Source organism: Ectothiorhodospira variabilis (assembly GCF_022227625.1).
Lineage (GTDB): Bacteria > Pseudomonadota > Gammaproteobacteria > Ectothiorhodospirales > Ectothiorhodospiraceae > Ectothiorhodospira > Ectothiorhodospira haloalkaliphila.
In genome coordinates this window covers 245,857-263,431 of record NZ_JAJNAO010000003.1, presented here as the reverse complement: position 1 = coordinate 263,431, position 17,575 = coordinate 245,857, and the positions used below count along the sequence as shown (strand labels likewise).

Genomic DNA, 17,575 nt, shown 5'->3' with positions numbered 1-17,575 from the left:
CCGTGTCCATGAAGATCCATCGTGTGCAAACCACCCCCTTCTCCGACCAGAAACCGGGCACCTCCGGTCTGCGCAAGAAAGTGAAGGTCTTCAGGCAGCCCCATTATCTGGAAAACTTCGTCCAGGCGGTGTTCGACGTGCGCCCCAGCCTCAAGGGCGGCGTGCTGGTCCTGGGGGGTGACGGCCGTTATTTCAACCGCGAGGCCATCCAGATCATCCTGCGCATGGCCGTGGCCAATGGAGTGGCCCGGGTCATCGTCGGTCAGGGCGGTATCCTGTCCACGCCCGCGGCCTCCTGCCTGATCCGAAAATACACCACGCAGGGCGGCCTCATTCTCTCCGCCAGCCACAACCCCGGTGGGCCGGACGAGGACTTCGGCATCAAGTTCAACACCCCCAACGGCGGCCCGGCTCCGGAAAAAGTCACCGGCGAGATCCATGAGCGGGCCTGCGAGATCACCCACTACCGCATCGCCGACATCCCGGATATCGACCTGGACACACCCGGGCGCACCACTGTGGGACCCATGGGGGTGTCGGTAGTGGATTCGGTGAACGACTATGCTGAACTGATGCAGTCCCGGTTCGATTTCGACCGCATGAAGGCCCTGTTCCAGGATGGCCGGTTTTCCATGCGCTTTGACGCCATGCACGCGGTGACCGGCCCTTACGCACGACGCATCCTCGAGGACATGCTGGGTGCGCCAGCCGGCACGGTGATGAACGGCCAGCCCCTGGAAGATTTCGGCAAGGGACATCCCGATCCCAATCTGGTCCATGCCAAGGACCTGGTGGATGCCTTGTACACGGATGACGGCCCCGACTTCGGCGCCGCCTCCGATGGGGACGGCGACCGCAACATGATCCTGGGGCGGCAATTCTTCGTCACCCCCAGCGACAGCCTGGCGGTGCTGGCTGCCAATGCCCATCATGTGCCCGGCTACGCGAAGGGCATCCGCGGCATCGCCCGTTCCATGCCCACCAGCCAGGCGGCAGACCGGGTGGCCGAGAAGATGGGTATCGAGTGCTTCGAGACCCCCACAGGCTGGAAGTACTTCGGCAACCTGCTGGATGCTGGCCGGGCCACCCTGTGCGGCGAGGAGAGCTTTGGCACGTCGTCGGACCATGTGAGGGAAAAGGACGGCCTGTGGGCCGTGCTGTTCTGGCTCAATCTGCTGGCAGTGCGCGGTGAGTCGGTGGCGGATATCGTGCGTGATCACTGGCGCCAGTTCGGGCGCAACTTCTACACCCGTCACGACTATGAGGGCGTGGATGTGGCTCAGGCCGAGGCGGCCATGAATCAGGTGCGCGAACAACTCGACTCCCTCAAGGGCCGCCGTTTCGGCAACTTCACCGTGGCCCTGGCCGATGATTTTGCCTACACGGATCCGGTGGACGGCTCGGTGGCCGAGGATCAGGGCCTGCGGGCGCTGTTCAACGATGGCGCGCGGCTGGTGTTCCGGCTTTCCGGCACCGGCACGGCGGGTGCCACGCTGCGCCTGTATGTGGAGCGCTACGAGGCCGATCCGGAACGCCACGATCAGGACACCCAGGAGGCCCTGGCCCCCCTGATCGACATTGCCGAGGAGATTGCCGGCATCCGGACCCATACGGGCCGCGATGCACCCACCGTCATCACCTGAGCCAACGCCGCAGGCTTGGCTAAAAGCATATAATCCAAGGGAATTTTATAACCCCGCCTTGCAGCGCGCCGGCAGACCTGCTATCTATAAGCGGATTTGATGCAGCGCGACATTCTGGATACCCGCCCGTGGACTTCTCCCCGGGCCGGGTGACATCCACCCCTTCAGTACCTTCAAGCGAACGCTGTGCCCCGCCCGCTCCCGGCCATGCCGCTACGGGCGGACAGGCATTCACCGTTAACCGCCCCCTGATCGGGCGCACCCAGGCGGAGCCGTCGATCCATGCCAAACGATAACCGACCGTTATCACCCCATCTGCAGGTGTACAAGCCGCAGTTGACATCGGTCCTCTCGATCCTGCACCGCGCCACCGGTGTCATTCTCAGCCTGGCCAGTCTTCTGCTCATCTACTGGCTCGTCTCCCTGGCCGCGGGCCCGGAGGCCTTTGCCCGTGCCGAGGGCCTGCTGCATAGCGGCCTTGGGCTTTTTGTCCTGTTCGGTGTAACCCTCTCCCTGTTCTACCACCTGGGCACCGGCATCCGGCACCTGATCTGGGACACCGGCCGCGGCCTGGAGATCAAGCAGGTCTACCTGAGCGGCATCCTCGCCCTGGTGGCCACCCTCATTCTCACGGCGATCTTCTGGATCTTCGTACTCATCTGATCGGGGAGAGCATCATGAGTCTTCGCACACCATTGAGCCAGGCGCGCGGCCTGGGTTCGGCAAAGGACGGCACCCACCATTGGTTCGTCATGCGCGTGAGCTCCATCGCCATGGTACCGCTGATGCTCTGGCTGATCTTCAGCCTGGGCAGCCTGGCCGGCGCCGGCTTTGAAGCCACCTCTGCCTGGGTGGCAAACCCCCTCAATACTGTTCTGCTGATCCTGACCGTGGGGGCCTTGTTCCACCATGCCTACTTGGGACTGCAGGTGATCATCGAGGACTACGTGCACGGTGAGGGCAAAAAGTTCGCGAGCCTCATTGCCATGCAATTCCTCATGTTGCTGCTGGCGGTCACCGGGATCGTCGCCATACTGCGCATTGCTTTCGGGAGCTGATTGATGAAGGGCGACTACAAGATTATCGACCATGCCTATGACGTGGTGGTGGTCGGTGCCGGCGGGGCCGGCCTGCGGGCCACCTTCGGCATGGCGGAAAAGGGCCTCAAGACCGCCTGCGTCACCAAGGTTTTCCCCACCCGCAGCCACACGGTGGCCGCCCAGGGGGGCATTTCCGCAGCCCTGGGCAACATGGGCGAGGACGACTGGCGCTGGCATATGTATGACACGGTCAAGGGTTCCGACTGGCTCGGTGATCAGGACGCCATCGAATACATGTGCCGCGAGGCCGCCCCGGCCATCATCGAGCTGGAGCACTACGGCGTGCCCTTCTCCCGCACGGAGGACGGCAAGATCTATCAGCGCCCTTTCGGCGGCATGACCACCCGCTTCGGTGAAGGTCGCGCCCAGCGCACCTGTGCTGCCGCCGACCGGACGGGCCACGCGATCCTGCACACCCTTTATCAGCAGGCCCTGGCCCATCAGGCCGAGTTCTACATCGAACACTTCGCCACCGACCTGATCATGGACGGTGACACCTGTCGTGGCGTGCTCTCGCTGGATCTGGTGAACGGCACCCTGCACCGCTTCAACGCCCACCTGGTGGTGCTGGCCACGGGCGGCTATGGGCGTAGCTATTTCTCCTGCACCTCGGCTCACACCTGCACCGGCGACGGCATGGGCATGGCGCTGCGCGCCGGGCTGCCCATGCAGGATATGGAGTTCGTGCAGTTTCATCCCACCGGCGTCTATGGCGCCGGCTGCCTGATCACCGAAGGCGTGCGCGGCGAAGGGGGTTATCTCACCAATTCCAAGGGCGAGCGGTTCATGGAGCGCTATGCCCCCAACGCCAAGGACCTGGCCTCCCGCGACGTGGTCTCCCGCTCCATGACCGTGGAGATCAACGAAGGCCGCGGCGTGGGCGCCAAACAGGATCACATTCACCTGCACCTGGAACACCTTGGGCCGGAAGTCATCAACGAGCGCCTGCCGGGCATCGCCGAGACCGCACGCATCTTTGCCGGCGTGGACGTGACCAAGGAACCCATCCCGGTGCTGCCCACGGTGCACTACAACATGGGTGGCATCCCCACCAACTACCGTGGCGAGGTGGTCACCCTCAAGGATGGCAACCCGGACCATATCGTGCCAGGCCTCATGGCCATCGGCGAAGCGGCCTGCGTCTCGGTGCATGGCGCCAACCGCCTGGGTTCCAACTCCCTGCTGGACCTGGTGGTGTTCGGTCGTGCCGCCGCCATCCGCGCCAGCGAGATCGTCAGCGATATCGGCGCCGCCGTCAAACCCCTGCCTGACGGTGCCGCCGACAAGGCCCTGGAACGCCTGGACCGCCTGCGCTACGCCGACGGTGCACGCTCCACCGCCTCCATCCGCGATGACATGCAGCAGTGCATGCAGCGCTACGCCGCCGTGTTCCGCACCGGCGAAACCCTGCAGCAGGGCTGTGATCGCATGGACGAGGTCTTCACCTCATTTGGCGATGTGCGCGTCACCGACCGCTCCCTGATCTGGAACTCGGACCTGGTGGAAACCCTGGAGCTGGAAAACCTGCTGGGCTGCGCCGTGAGTACCATCCGCTCCGCGGTGAATCGCCCGGAGAGCCGTGGTGCCCACGCCCGCGAGGACTGTCCCGACCGGGACGACGAGAACTGGATGAAGCACACCCTGTCCTGGGTGGACGAACAGGGCAAGGTTCGCCTCGACTACCGCCCGGTGCATCTGTACACCCTCAGCGACGATGTGGACGTCGTGCCCCCCAAGGCACGGGTCTACTGATTCCCGGATTCAGGAGAACGCAAGACCATGGCTCAGTTCATACTGCCCATCAAATCCCGGGTGCAGAAGGGCAAGACCTTCAAGGCCGAGGGTGCCTCCAGCACCAACATCAAGCGCTTCGTGATCTATCGCTGGAACCCGGATAACGACGAGAACCCGCGCCTGGACACCTATGAGGTGGATCTGGATGCCTGTGGACCGATGGTTCTGGACGCCATCATCAAGATCAAGGACGAGATCGACCCCACCCTGTCCTTCCGCCGTTCCTGCCGTGAGGGCATCTGCGGCTCCTGTGCCATGAACATTGATGGCACCAACACCCTGGCCTGTACCAAGGCCATTGAGGACATCAAGGGCGATGTGCGCATCTACCCGCTGCCACACATGAACGTGGTCAAGGACCTGATCCCGGACATGACCCACTTCTATGCCCAGTACGCCTCCATCAAACCCTGGATCCGCACTCAGACCCCGCCGCCCCCGGACAAGGAGCGCCTGCAGTCAGTGGAGGATCGGGCCAAGCTGGATGGTCTGTACGAATGCATCCTGTGCGCCTGCTGCTCCACCTCCTGCCCCAGCTACTGGTGGAACGGCGACCGCTACCTGGGCCCGGCCATCCTGCTGCAGGCGCAGCGCTGGATCGTGGATAGCCGCGACGAGGCCACCGGCGAGCGCCTGGACGAACTGGAAGATCCCTTCAAGCTCTATCGCTGCCACACCATCATGAACTGCGCCCGAACCTGCCCCAAGGACCTGAACCCGGGCCAGGCCATTGCGGAGATCAAGAAGAAAATGGTCTTGCGCAAGTGATGCAGGCATGAGCGAACTGTCACGACTGCGCTGGCGCTGCCGGCGCGGCACCAAGGAACTGGACCTGATGCTCGAGGGCTTCGTGCTCAGCCAGGGGAAGAGCCTGCCCAGCGAGGAACTGGCCCTCTTCGAGCAGGTGCTGGACCAGCAGGATGATGATCTGCAGCGCTGGTTGCTGTATGGCGAGCCGGTGGAGGTGGAAGCGATCCGGGGAATGATTCAGCGGGTTCGGGAGCACTTCCTGAACCGCTGAGCTCCCGGGCTTTCCGGGGCCCGGGCATTCGCGGCCAAGGGCCGCTCCCACAAAAAAACGCCCCGTGGGAGCCGGCCTGCCGGCGAATCGCCGCGACAGCAGCGCCGGGCCTGAGAACTCCTTCGCAGGCAGGGCCGCTCCCACAAGGGAGCAAGACCAGACGGTTCAGAAGGTGTTGACCACCTGGGCCACGCCGGGGACGCGGGCACGCACCAGGCGCTCCACCACCTGTTTGAGGTCCAGAGCAGACCGTGGGCAACCCACGCAGGCGCCCTTGAGACGCACCCGTACGATGCGCTCCTCAATGCCCACCAGTTCGATATCGCCACCATCCTGCATGAGGATGCGCCGCGCCTCCTCCACTGCCTGGGCCACCTGCTCAGGCTCCACAGGCCCCTCGGCGGGCAGGACTTCCCGCTCCCGTGCTGCGATTGTCTGGGCGCGATCCAGGCGCAGGGCCAGCTCAGCATCCACCTCTTCGATGGCGTCCAGTTCAGCTTCCGTGTAAACGTGACCGGGATCCGAATGCAGCAAAGCCTCCAGGGGCTTGGGATCATCCGCCATCAACACCCTCCCGCCGGGCCCACCGGCTTGTCAGTCGATTCAATATCACCACCACGCGCCGCCTTGGCGCCACCGCTGACGCACTGGCAACCCCGGCCCTGAGTCGAACCCTGAGTCGTCGAAGGTCGTCTGCATCCACAGCGTCTGCCATCAGCGGCAGACGGTGATAACGGCCCCGCTCACAGCGCATGGACAACAACACCAGCCAGGGAAGCACCACCGTGTCTGGCAGTATGCACACCCGAATCGGCTGATCGCCAGCCTGCCTCATCCACCATTGCCCATCGCCATGACACCCCAGCACCTCGATCGTTCCAGCACGTCCCTGGCGATGCCCGACCCAGGCGCTGAGGATGCTGCCCACCAGAAACAGCACAAGTGCTGCCTTCACTGAACCTGGGGTGCCACTGATGAGCACCGCTCCTGAAGCCGCCGCATACATGGCACCCATCACCATCCTCACCCACAGCGAGCGACCCACAGTCACGCAAAGGGCTTTATTCTCCTGCTTCCTGTCCATGATCAATCATCCCTGTTGACACTCGGAGCCCCCCCGCGCAATGTCCCCATGCGGAGTCCGGCAACCCAGCCATCATCGGGCAGCCGGTTTCGCCCGGCATGAACACCCGCAAGAACGCACTGAGGGGGATGCGCCATACCTTATCTTTTTACTGGGCCAACAACCAGTTAAAGTGAATCAGGGTGCAGCATAAGTGGCGATTCTTGTGCATAATGTGCATGCCGGATAGCATCATAAAAACTGCGACTCAGTGGAGCAATCAACGTGCGGTCGTCCAAGGACGCCGCGGGCTAACCGCCGCTGCGGATCCCCGTCTGGGCGCGGGGCCATCGGCGGCCTATTTGCAGGAGATATCTATGTCATCATCAGAGATAGCCGCGAATTTACGCGACTTCATTACACTCGGTGGAAACGTCCTCACCGTGGCCGGGTTTGTTGGCGCTGGTCTACTGGGCTTCTGGTTCGGGCGTCAGCAGGGGGATGCCGGCCGTGTGCTGGAACTGCAATCCGAGGTGGAAAATCAGCGCCGCAAACTGGAAAGCTACCGATCACAGGTGAACAGGCACTTCGAGAAGACCGCCACCCTGTTCACGGGAATGGCCCGCTCCTACCGCGATCTTTACGAGCACCTGGTGGATAGCTACGACCGCCTGGGCGAGGGCCCGTCACAACAGTTCCTGCCGCGTCGCGCTTCGGCCCTGCTGGAACTGTCCCGCGAGGAACAACGCCGCGCCATCCCTGGCACCGCTCGCGCCACCCAGCCCGAGGCCAAGCCGGCAGCCAAGCCGGAAGCAAAGCCCGAGGCCAAGCCAGCCGCTGCTGCGCAGCCGGCCAAGCCGCAGCCCCAGCCGTCCGCTCAGGCTCAAGCCAAGCCGCCGCAGAAGCCGGCCGCCACAGCCAAGGCAGCGGATCCGCGTGGTGCCACGGCGTTCAAGCCTGAGCAACAGGCCGCCGCCAAGCCCGCGGCTGCCAAACCTGCAGCTGCCAAACCGGCTGCCGCTGCCGCAAGACAGCCGGCCCCCGCCAAGCCCGCAGCGGCCGCCAAGCCTGCTGCTGCGGCTGCCAGACAACCGGCAGCCGCCGCTGCCCGGATGTCCCAGAAGCCTGGTGCGGCTGGCAAGCCTGATCCGCGCGGCGCCACGGCCTTCAAGCCCGAGGCTCAAAAAGCAGCGACCAAGCCGCAACCGGTCCGACCCGCCGCCGCCAAGCCGGCACCCAAGCCTGCTGCTGCCGCGCCCAAGCCGGCCGCAGCCCAGGCCAGCCGTCCTGCGCAACGCAGCACCATGACCTTCAGACCAGCCGGCAAACCAGGCACCATTCCTGGCGCCACCGGCGTCCTGAAGGAGCCGGGCCAGCCCGATCGCATCCGCGTGAAGGGCGGCAGAGGCCGCAGAAAGTAATCAGAAAGGTCTGACCGGGCCATTCCGGCCCTTGCAAGCGAGGCCCCGCATTGTCGGGGCCTCGTCTCGTTGAGGGATCGTATCGTTTACGCTGAGGCCGGTTGACGGGAGCGCCATTGCATGGTCAGTTCATCCTTGCCGGTATCAGCGTGCTCATGGCGTTCGAGCACCTCAAAGCCGTGATGGCGCAGGAAGGCCACGGCGCGATCATTGTCGGCGAACACGACAGCTTTCAGGGCCGGCCGACGATCCTTCACGAAATCCAGCAGCCGGCTCCCCAGCCCCACGCCCTGGCAGCAGGTGGCCACCATCACCTCCAGCCGTGAGTCCTGCAACCAGCAAAATCCTCGCAGCTCGCCACTTTGCTCCAGCACCCAGATCTCCGCCCCCTCCGGCGGCACCTCGGGCATCTGCTCCACCTGCTGCTCCCAGAACTCCCTTGGCAGAAACCAGTGCGCCTGGGCAGCGGCTTCCACGCGGATTTGCCTGATGCGGGCAAAGTCGTCTGCGGTTGCTTCACGAATCATGGATGATCTCCCGCGAGATAAGTCCTCGCGATTCTGAACGATGACCTGTGTGACTTGGTCGTAACAGTGTATCGGGGAATCCGGCACCACTGCCACCCGTCGGCCGACCCACTGGTGGGCCTTCAAGACTGGCGGGTCTTCAAGATATGAGGCTTGGTGGTGGCTTTACCCTGGGGCTCCTTAGTAAGATGACGGCTGTCAATTGAACCCTGTCAACGAGGCATAGACTCCGATGAAACCCGAGTGGAAGGACTTCCTGTTGCAGGCGGGTGCCGAGATGGACGACCAGCGCGTCTCGGATTTTGGCAACCCTGAGCGGGAAATGAGCGTGGCAATCACCGGCGACGTGATCTGTGACCTGTCACATCACGGGCTGATCGGGGCCTATGGTGAAGAAGCCGTTCAGTTCCTGCAGGGCCAGTTCAGCACCAATGTGCCGGATGTGAACGAACATACCAGCCGCCTGGGCGCCTATTGCAGCCCCAAGGGCCGGATGCTGGCCAGCTTCCGTCTGTTCAAGCGCGGTGAAACCTATTACCTGCGCCTGCCACGGGAACAGGTGGAATCCACGCTCAAGCGCTTGTCCATGTTCATCCTGCGCGCCAAGGTCACGCTGGAGGATGCGGGGGACGCCCTGGTGCGTGTCGGGGTGTCCGGCCCGCATGCGGTGGAACAACTCCAGGCAGCTCTGGGCAAGGCCCCACCTGAGGCGGTGGATCAGGTGATCCACGAACGGGGGGTCACGGTGCTGAGGGTGCCAGGCCTGCATCCGCGCTTCGAGGTCTATGGGGAACTGGATGCCATGACGCGCCTATGGCAAAACCTGAACGTGCGCTCGGCACCCGTGGGGGCCGACCGCTGGGGGCTGCTGGACGTGATGTCCGGGGTGCCGAATGTATACCCGCAGACCGCTGAGGCATTCCTGCCTCAAATGGCGAACCTGCAGCTTCTGGGAGGTGTCAGTTTCAACAAGGGCTGTTTCCCGGGCCAGGAGGTGGTGGCCCGCACCCAGCACCTGGGCAAACTCAAGCGCCGCATGTACCGACTGCACCTGCCCGTGAACGAGGCTCCGCCCCCGGGAGCCACGCTGCACGACGCCTCCGTGGACGCCACGCAGCCGGTGGGACGTATCGTCGAGGCCTACCCCCACCCCGATGGCGGCATCGAGGCCCTGGCGGTGTTACAGGTGGCCAGTGCCGAGGCAGGTGAACCCCACCTGGACTCCACAGACGGCCCCGTCGCCCGGGTCCAGCCCCTGCCCTATTCATTCGATCTGGCTGCGGCCACTTGAGACCGGGTCGGAGTAGACCGTGAGATTCCTCTTCTTTCTGTTCGTCGTCATCCTGCTGCTGCTGTGGGCGGCCTTCTACAGCCGCCCCAACAACCGCAAGATCTCCAATGCGCTTTACGCAACGGCAGCGTTTCTGGCGGTGCTGTTCGTGGCGGGCTATCTACGATTCGTCTGAGGGGCCTCAACGCCCCTTCTTCTTCACATGGCGCATCATGCGCTTGCGCTTGTGCTGCTGGCGGGGCGTGAGGGTGTTGCGCTTGTCCTTGTACGGATTTTCCCCGGTGCGGAATTCCATGCGGATGGGTGTGCCCACCAATTGCAGGTGCTGGCGAAAATAGTTGGTCAGATAGCGTTTGTAGCTACCCGGAAGCTGATCCGTCTGATTGCCATGAATGACGATCACCGGCGGGTTACGCCCACCCTGGTGGGCGTAACGCAGCTTGATGCGGCGCCCCCGCACCAGAGGCGGTTGATGTTCGGCGATGGCCCTTTCCAGCAGGCGGGTCAGCAATGAGGTGCTCACGTCTGCACTGGCGGATTCGTGGGCGCGTTGCACTGCCCCGAACAGATCCCCCACACCGCTGCCGTGCAGGGCCGAGATGAAACGCCTCTCGGCAAAATCCAGAAACGGCAGCTTCAGTGATAGCTCCATTCGCACCTGGTCGCGGTCATCCGGCGTCAGCCCATCCCATTTATTGATGGCCAGCACCAGGGAACGACCGGCCTCCATCACCATGCCCAACAGATGAGCATCCTGCTCGGCAATACCCTGACGGGCATCCAGCAGGAAAATCACCACATGCGCAGCCTCCACGGCCTGCAAGGTCTTGACGACGGAAAATTTCTCCACCGCCTCGTGCACCCGGGAGCGACGCCGCACACCGGCGGTGTCGATCAGCGTATAAATCTGCTCGTCACGCTCGAAGGGCACGTAAACGCTGTCCCGCGTGGTGCCTGGCAGATCCGTGGCCAGCACCCTTTCCTCTCCCAGTATGCGATTGATCAGGGTGGACTTGCCGGCATTGGGGCGGCCGACAAAGGCAATGCGGATACCCGGCCAGCGCTCCTCATCTTCGTCCCGGTCTTCCGCTTCCGGCAGCAGTTCCCTCACCCGATCCATCAGGCGGTTGACACCCCGCCCATGGGCGGCTGCAATGGGCACCGGTGTACCCAGGCCCAGAGAGAAAAAGTCGGTGGCGGCACTGTTGGCATCAATGCCGTCGGTCTTGTTCAGCACCAGCAGCAACTGCTTGTTGAAGCCGCGCAACTCCTCGGCAATGGTCTGATCGGCCGCGCTCAGGCCGTCCCGGGCGTCCACCAGGAACAGCACCACATCGGCCTCCTGGATGGCCTGCAGGGTTTGCCTGGCCATGAGGGTGTCCAGGGTCTCGGCCTCGCCGCTCAGTCCCCCCGTGTCCACCACCATGTAGCCGAATTCACCTACGCGGCCCACACCATATTGGCGATCCCGGGTCAGCCCCGGCATATCGGCCACCAGGGCATCCCGGGAACGGGTGAGTTGATTGAACAGGGTGGATTTACCCACATTGGGACGCCCCACCAGGGCGATGACGGGTTTCATTTCATTCCTCCAATGGCAGGGTGAAGGCGCTCAGGCGCCCTCCCCGGCCCAGGGTATACATCACCCCGTCGCGCACCTGGGGCACGCCCATGATGCCTTGACGATCTCCCCGGGCACGCCCCACCAGGGCGCCATCCTCGGGAGAGATCCAGTGCAGATACCCTTCGTAATCCCCCACCACCACATATTGGTCCAGGATCACGGGCAGGGTGACATTGCGCAGGCGAAGCTGGTCCTGCTGCCACAGGGTGGCACCATTGCGGCGATCCAGAGCCCACACATGACCTTCGCTATCGGTGACGAAGAGCATTTGACCGGCCACCGACACGCCCCGATAGGAGGACAGATCCCGTTGCCAGAGGACGCGCCCATCGGATAGGGAGAGCGCCATGACCTGCCCCTGGTAACCAGCGGCATAGAGCACGCCATCGGCCACGGCCAGTTCACCATCCACATCTGCCATGCGTTCAAGCTCGGAGCGACCACTGGGGGTGGATACGGTGGCCTCCCAGAGGACATTGCCCCGACCCAGGCCCAGCATCAACACCCGACCGTTATCAAAACCGGCCGCCACGCGACCGGAAAGCATCAGCGGCCTTCCGGCGCCCCGCAGGCTCAGTGCAGGCGTGGTTCGCCCCGCCGTCCAGCCGGTTTCGCCGGTGCGGGCGTCCAGGGCATGCAAGCGTCCATCATTGGTGCGAAAGACCACGGCGCCCTGTTCCACCCGGGAAATGCCCTTGACCTCGCTGGTGAGGGTGCGCCGCCACAATTCCTCGCCGGTCTCAAGGCTCAGGGCAATGGCGTGCCCCTTGCCCGTGCCCACCATGATCCGCTCACCTCCACCGCTCACACCGGCGGTCATGCGTTCATTCAGGTTCACCCGCCAGAGGCGATCGCCGTCGTCCAGGGCATGGGCGCTCACACGTCCACGGGCATCAACCACCACCACGGACTCCGGACCCAGGAACGGGGACAGTTGCAGATACTGTCCATCCGATCCGGCCCCGGTATTGCGGGACCAGAGAACTTGTGGCTCCACTTCTGCCTCGAAGTCCGGCAGCGGCGCCGGCGGCTCCGCCGTGTCGCGAGTCCATAGGCCACAACCGGCAAGCAGCGAGACGGCCAGCAGCATGACCAGGGTTTGTTTCCAGGCTTTCATACCGACCATCTCAATGCTCACTGGGCACCTGTTGCATCGGACTCACTCAAATCATCCCGCTTCATGCGCAGATAATCGGCCACGCCCGCGGAGGCGAGAATGGCCCGGTCATAGGCCGCCCTTGCCTCGCTGGTCTCACCCAGCCCCCGATGGGCATCGCCGCGCAGTTCTTCCACGATCGCCAGAAAACCCTCCGGGATGTCCCCTTTCAGGGTATCCAGAGCGTCCTCATAGCGGCCGCCGGCGATAAGCACCCGTGCCAGTCGCGCGTGGGCCAGATGCTTCTGGTCCTCGTGCCGGGTGCGGTCAATCACCCAGCGCAGGTGTTCCTCGGCCCGCTCCAGATCATCCGCCTCAGCCGCCATGCGGGCCAGATCCAGAGCCGCCAGGGTGGCATAGGGCGTGCGCCGGAAGTCATCCATCAGGATCTGGCCCTGCTCCACCGCTGCCTCGGAATTCATCCGCGCCAGGCCCTGCATGGACAGATAGATCTCGGAGGCCTGGATGGACTGGTTCTCCACATAGCCGGTCCACATCCGCCATCCCACAAGGCTGCCGATGCCCAGTATCAGGCCCAGGATGACTGCCGTGCCGTTCTCGCTCCACCATTTCTTGATAGCCTCAATGCGGTCCTCATCGGTGGGTAGTGCCATCAGTCATTCTCCATCGTTCTAGGTTCAGCCGTGGTCAGATCCAGGATCCGGGCCAGATGGTGTGCCAGTTCGCCCATGGCCACGGTATGCTGTTCGGTCTGCCCTTCCCGGAGCGGCTTGACCGTGACCTGGCCCTCGGCCAGCTCGGTCTCGCCCAGGATCAGGGCCAATCGGGCACCGCTGCGATCCGCGCGGCGCATCTGGGCCTTGAAGCCCCCGCCGCCGCAGTTCACCTGCAGACGCAGCCCGGGGACTTGGTCACGCAATTGCTCGGACAGTTCAACCCCGGCCGAGCCCGTGCCTGCCCCGGCCAGCATCAGGTAGGCGTGAGGCACGGGAGCCAGTGGCAGGCCGCCATCGGCTTCCAGCAGACTCAGCAACCGTTCGATACCCATGGCGAAACCCGCTGCCGGGGTATGGCGCCCACCCAGTTGTTCCACCAGGCCATCGTAACGGCCGCCGGCGCAGACGGTACCCTGGGCACCCAGGGCATCGGTGATCCACTCGAATACGGTGCGGCAGTAATAATCCAGCCCCCTCACCAGCCGTGGATTGATGGTGAAGTCCACCCCGGCGGCGCGCAGCAAGTCCTGCAACTGGTCGAAGTGTTCCCGCGACTGATCATCCAGATGGTCCAGCAGGCTCGGGGCACCCTGGATCATCTCCCGCATGTCGGGGTTCTTGCTGTCCAGGATGCGCAACGGATTGGTCTCGAGGCGCTGCCGCGCATCATCGTCGAGCACCTGGCCATGGGCCTTGAAGTAATCCACCAACTGGTTGCGATAGGCGGCGCGCGCCTCGCTGGAACCCAGGGTGTTGATCTCCAGGCGCACATTGCGAAGACCGAGGCGCCGCCACAAGCGGGCGGTCAGGAGGATCAATTCGGCATCGATGTCCGGTCCTTCCATGCCAAAGGCTTCCACACCGATCTGGTGGAACTGCCGATAGCGGCCCTTTTGAGGCCGCTCATGGCGGAACATGGGGCCGGCATACCACAGGCGTTGCTGCTGGTTATGCAGCAGTCCGTTTTCCACGCCAGCGCGCACGCAGCCCGCGGTGCCCTCGGGGCGCAGGGTCAGGCTGTCGCCGTTGCGGTCCTCGAAGGTATACATCTCCTTCTCGACGATATCCGTCACCTCGCCGATGGACCGGGCGAACAGGTCCGTCTGCTCGACGATGGGCATACGGATTTCCTGGTAGCCGTAGCCGCTCAAGGTCTCACGCACCTGAGCCTCGAACCACTGCCAGGCGCCTGTTTGTTCCGGCAGGATGTCGTGCATCCCGCGGATGGATTTGATCTGCCTACTCATTCACTGTCCGAAAACTGGATGGATCAAGAAATTGGGGATGGGTGGGGAACCGGGGCGTTTGGGGGGCTTCAGGAGTCCCCTACGGTGAAGCGGGCGGTGTTGTCGCCACGCACCCGGCCTTCAAGGTCCACGGGCTCGTGATTGTATTCCAGGCGCACGCCCGGTGCGTTGCCCAGAAAGACCCGGATGGGCGTGGCGCCCTCGATACGGCGTTCACTGCCCTGGCGCATGAGGCCCACCAGCAGGCGCCCACCATCGGCACCCGAGATTTCCACCCAGGAGTCTTCCTCGAAGCGCAGTTCCAGCCGCCCCTGTCCGGCTGGCAGGTCCAGCGGTGAGCGCTCCTGCGCATCGGACACTGGCTCCGGGGGCGCCGGCGCAGGTTCGGGGTCAGCGGGAACAGGCGCCTCCTGGGCTTCCGCGGAGGCAGGTTGCTCCGGGGATTCAGGCCGGGCATTGGCGGGCTGCGGCGGCGCTTCCGGTAATGAGGGCGACGACGCGATGACCTCCAGCTCATCACCCGGTGCCTCCTGCAGGTTCGATGGCGCGGAGGCCGTCGCATCCGGGGCTTCGGTTTCCTCCAGGGTATTCACATACCAGACCACCGCGGCAAGCACGCCCACCAGAAGCACCGCCCCCAGGACGATCCAGAGCGGGCCCAGGGGCACCTGTCGAGCCGATGCTGGCGCGGTCTTCGGGTTGGCCTGGGCGTGACGTTCGGGCGCCCCCTGGGCAGTCGACCGGGTCACGGCCCGGGGCTTCTCGGCAGACGGTTCAACACCGCCACGAACACTGCTCTCGTAGGCTTCCACCAGGGGTGTCGGGTCAATCTCCAGCACCTTGGCCAGACCACGCAGATACCCACGCACGAAGGGTGGCTCGGGGAGCGCATCGAAATGATCCTCCTCCAGTGCGGCCATGGTTCTGGGGTGGAGCTGCAGGCGGCCACCCAGGTCGTCCCGGGTCATCCCGGCCGCCTCGCGGGCACGCCGCAGCAGTTCACCGGGGCTGGCCTGTTCGTGTGGCTGTGACACCTTGGAGTTGTCCTGCATCTTATCGTCTGCCACGGGCTTCGCGTTCCAGCACTCTTTGGGTTTCTTCGGCATCCGGGAAATCGTTCTTCAGGCGCAGGGCGCACCGTCCCGAGGCATCGCGGTTACCCAGCGCCAGTTCGGCACGATAACAGACCCAGAGGATCTCCGCCGTGGGATCCACCACTTCCATGAGTCGCTGCACGTAGGCACGTGCCTGCAGGTGACGGTCATTCTCGTCCGCCAGGCGCATCATCTCGTACAAGGCGCCGGCATGGTTGGGGTTTTGTTGCAGGGCACGCCGAAAATACTGCTCGGCCAGTTCCTCATCCGGGTACTTGAGAGCGCAGATGCCCGCATTGGTCCAGGCCACTTCCGGCGTGGGATACAGAGGGTCATCGGCCGCCCTGGTGAAAGCCTCCTCGGCCTCTTTGAGACGGTCCTGACGGCACAGGAAGGTACCATAGTTGTTGCGCGCCACGGCGTTGTCGGGCTCCAGTTCCAGAGCCCGGCGGAAATGCCGATCGGCCAGTTCGGGTTCGCGCAGGCGCTCCTGCAGCAACGCATAGGCGGCATGCACCTGGGCAGAACCCGGGTCCTGCTGCAGGGCCCGATCCAGGTTGGATTTGGCCTGCTGGAGCTGATTCTGCCGCATGTAGTGCAGGCCCAGTTCCACATTCACGCCGGCGGCACGGCGCTGCTGGTCACGCACTTCTGGCGCCGTGGCACACCCGGAGAGCACAAGGGTCGCCAGCAGGGCAATGGCCAGGATGGTGCGTGAGGCGATCATGGCGGGGTCACTCCGGAGGCATTCGGCACCCTGGCGTAGCGCAGGGCACGCCGAGTGCGATCTTCCACCCGCCCCACCAACTGGCCACAGGCCGCATCGATGTCATCCCCGCGGGGGCGGCGGGTGATGGTGGTGTAGCCGGCCTGAATGAGGATATCCCGGAAGCGGCTCAGCGCCGCCTCGCTGGAACGGCGGTAGCCAGCGTCCGGAAAGGGATTGAAGGGGATCAGGTTGATCTTGCAGGGCACGTCCCGCAGCAAGCGCACCAGTTCGCGGGCATGTCCGGGCGTGTCGTTCACCCCATCGATCATGACGTATTCCATGGTGATCCGACTGTGGTGGCCGCCCTTGCCCACATAGCGGCGGCAGGCATCCATCAGGGGTCCCAGGGGATACTTGCGGTTGATGGGCACCAATTCGTTACGCAGGGCGTCGTTGGGGGCATGCAGGCTCAGCGCCAGGGCCACGTGCAGGGTCTCGTGCAGGCGGTCCATGGCGGGAATGATGCCCGAGGTACTCACGGTCACCCGACGTCGACTCAGGCCGTAGGCGTTGTCTTCCACCATGAGAGACACGGCGGCCACGACGGGCTCGAAATTGAGCAGGGGCTCACCCATGCCCATGAGTACCACATTGCTGACCACGCGGCTCTGTCCCTCTTCCGGCTGCAGTCGGCCGCGCGCCACCTGCAACTGGCCGATGATCTCGGCGGAGGTGAGGTTGCGGTTGAAGCCTTGCCGGGCGGTGGAGCAGAAGCTGCAGTCCAGGGCGCAGCCCACCTGGGAGGATACGCAAAGGGTGCCGCGGCCATCCTCGGGGATGAACACGGTCTCGATGCAGTTGCCGTCATCCAGGCGCAGCAGCCATTTGTAGGTGCCATCGGCGGCACACTGTTCCAGGACGATTTCGGGGGTGCGGATTTCGGCCTCGTCGGCCAGCCAGCCACGCACGGCCTTGGAGAGGTCGGTCATGGCGGCAAAATCGGTGCAGTCGCGCTGGTGGATCCACTTGAGCACCTGCACGGCACGAAACGGTTTTTCGCCCCGCTGGGCGAAGAAGTCGGTCAGTTCCTGCCGGGTCATGCCCAGCAGATTGATTTTGGCCTTTTCGGTCATGGCTCGATCCACCGGCATCGGGCCGGGGTTGTGGTCGGGGGCCGGGTCCCGGCCCCCGGGGCCTGCGGCCACCCC

17 protein-coding genes and 1 pseudogene are annotated in these 17,575 nt (G+C 64.2%); 9 read left to right on the top strand and 9 right to left on the bottom strand.

Annotated elements, in window-relative coordinates:
* The first annotated feature begins 8 nt into the window (after positions 1 to 8).
* The 6 genes from LPW30_RS06055 (at position 9) to LPW30_RS06030 (ending at position 5,558) form a co-directional block, all read left to right on the top strand.
* A complete protein-coding gene (locus LPW30_RS06055; RefSeq protein WP_239680323.1) occupies positions 9 to 1,643 on the top strand; it encodes an alpha-D-glucose phosphate-specific phosphoglucomutase in 1,635 nt (544 codons plus the stop codon).
* Between the two features lie 282 nt (positions 1,644 to 1,925).
* Complete coding sequence (gene sdhC / locus LPW30_RS06050) at positions 1,926 to 2,306, top strand: succinate dehydrogenase, cytochrome b556 subunit (protein WP_025282011.1); 381 nt, start codon at positions 1,926 to 1,928, stop codon at positions 2,304 to 2,306.
* Between the two features lie 14 nt (positions 2,307 to 2,320).
* Positions 2,321 to 2,701 carry a succinate dehydrogenase, hydrophobic membrane anchor protein gene (sdhD, locus tag LPW30_RS06045; protein ID WP_025282012.1) on the top strand — a complete coding sequence of 127 codons (381 nt, stop codon included), beginning with the start codon at positions 2,321 to 2,323 and terminating at the stop codon, positions 2,699 to 2,701.
* Between the two features lie 3 nt (positions 2,702 to 2,704).
* A complete protein-coding gene (gene sdhA / locus LPW30_RS06040) occupies positions 2,705 to 4,495 on the top strand; it encodes a succinate dehydrogenase flavoprotein subunit (RefSeq protein WP_025282013.1) in 1,791 nt (596 codons plus the stop codon).
* 27 nt (positions 4,496 to 4,522) lie between these two features.
* Positions 4,523 to 5,305: a succinate dehydrogenase iron-sulfur subunit gene (locus LPW30_RS06035; protein ID WP_025282014.1), complete on the top strand. Its 783-nt coding sequence runs from the start codon at positions 4,523 to 4,525 to the stop codon at positions 5,303 to 5,305.
* 7 nt (positions 5,306 to 5,312) lie between these two features.
* On the top strand, positions 5,313 to 5,558 hold the full coding sequence (locus LPW30_RS06030; protein ID WP_238624469.1) for an FAD assembly factor SdhE: 246 nt from the start codon (positions 5,313 to 5,315) through the stop codon (positions 5,556 to 5,558).
* Positions 5,559 to 5,723: 165 nt separating this feature from the next.
* Here LPW30_RS06030 and LPW30_RS16110 read toward each other — a convergent pair.
* Positions 5,724 to 6,564: pseudogene (locus LPW30_RS16110) on the bottom strand (protein YgfX).
* A 434-nt stretch (positions 6,565 to 6,998) separates the two neighbouring features.
* On the opposite strand from LPW30_RS16110, the gene LPW30_RS06015 reads away from it, so the two are divergent.
* Entirely contained in the window at positions 6,999 to 8,042 is a 1,044-nt protein-coding gene (locus tag LPW30_RS06015) for a Z-ring associated ZapG family protein (protein WP_158407557.1), read from the top strand.
* 86 nt (positions 8,043 to 8,128) lie between these two features.
* On the opposite strand, the gene LPW30_RS06010 is transcribed toward LPW30_RS06015, so the two are convergent.
* Entirely contained in the window at positions 8,129 to 8,569 is a 441-nt protein-coding gene (locus tag LPW30_RS06010; RefSeq protein ID WP_025282018.1) for a GNAT family N-acetyltransferase, read from the bottom strand.
* Between the two features lie 232 nt (positions 8,570 to 8,801).
* Here LPW30_RS06010 and ygfZ point away from each other — a divergent pair, with 232 nt between their 5' ends.
* A complete protein-coding gene (gene ygfZ / locus LPW30_RS06005; RefSeq protein WP_239680321.1) occupies positions 8,802 to 9,860 on the top strand; it encodes a CAF17-like 4Fe-4S cluster assembly/insertion protein YgfZ in 1,059 nt (352 codons plus the stop codon).
* A gap of 19 nt (positions 9,861 to 9,879) precedes the next feature.
* Entirely contained in the window at positions 9,880 to 10,035 is a 156-nt protein-coding gene (locus LPW30_RS06000) for a hypothetical protein (RefSeq protein WP_239680320.1), read from the top strand.
* A gap of 6 nt (positions 10,036 to 10,041) precedes the next feature.
* Here LPW30_RS06000 and der read toward each other — a convergent pair whose 3' ends face one another.
* The 7 genes from der to rlmN all read right to left on the bottom strand — a co-directional run bounded on the left by der (position 10,042) and on the right by rlmN (position 17,500).
* On the bottom strand, positions 10,042 to 11,442 hold the full coding sequence (der, locus tag LPW30_RS05995; RefSeq protein WP_026623495.1) for a ribosome biogenesis GTPase Der: 1,401 nt from the start codon (positions 11,440 to 11,442) through the stop codon (positions 10,042 to 10,044).
* Position 11,443: 1 nt separating this feature from the next.
* Complete coding sequence (gene bamB / locus LPW30_RS05990) at positions 11,444 to 12,601, bottom strand: outer membrane protein assembly factor BamB (protein WP_026623496.1); 1,158 nt, start codon at positions 12,599 to 12,601, stop codon at positions 11,444 to 11,446.
* Positions 12,602 to 12,618: 17 nt separating this feature from the next.
* On the bottom strand, positions 12,619 to 13,254 hold the full coding sequence (locus LPW30_RS05985; protein ID WP_025282022.1) for a YfgM family protein: 636 nt from the start codon (positions 13,252 to 13,254) through the stop codon (positions 12,619 to 12,621).
* The gene (hisS, locus tag LPW30_RS05980) at positions 13,254 to 14,564 is read right to left on the bottom strand and encodes a histidine--tRNA ligase (RefSeq protein WP_025282023.1); all 1,311 of its coding nucleotides are present in this window, start codon (positions 14,562 to 14,564) and stop codon (positions 13,254 to 13,256) included. The genes LPW30_RS05985 and hisS overlap by 1 nt, the downstream gene beginning before the upstream one ends.
* A 68-nt stretch (positions 14,565 to 14,632) precedes the next feature.
* The gene (locus tag LPW30_RS05975) at positions 14,633 to 15,631 is read right to left on the bottom strand and encodes a RodZ domain-containing protein (protein ID WP_239680319.1); all 999 of its coding nucleotides are present in this window, start codon (positions 15,629 to 15,631) and stop codon (positions 14,633 to 14,635) included.
* A complete protein-coding gene (gene pilW, locus LPW30_RS05970) occupies positions 15,618 to 16,385 on the bottom strand; it encodes a type IV pilus biogenesis/stability protein PilW (protein ID WP_025282025.1) in 768 nt (255 codons plus the stop codon). Before pilW ends, LPW30_RS05975 begins: the two co-directional genes overlap by 14 nt.
* Positions 16,382 to 17,500, bottom strand: a complete 1,119-nt coding sequence (rlmN, locus tag LPW30_RS05965; RefSeq protein ID WP_239680318.1) for a dual-specificity RNA methyltransferase RlmN — start codon at positions 17,498 to 17,500, stop codon at positions 16,382 to 16,384. Before rlmN ends, pilW begins: the two co-directional genes overlap by 4 nt.
* Positions 17,501 to 17,575: the final 75 nt, after the last annotated feature.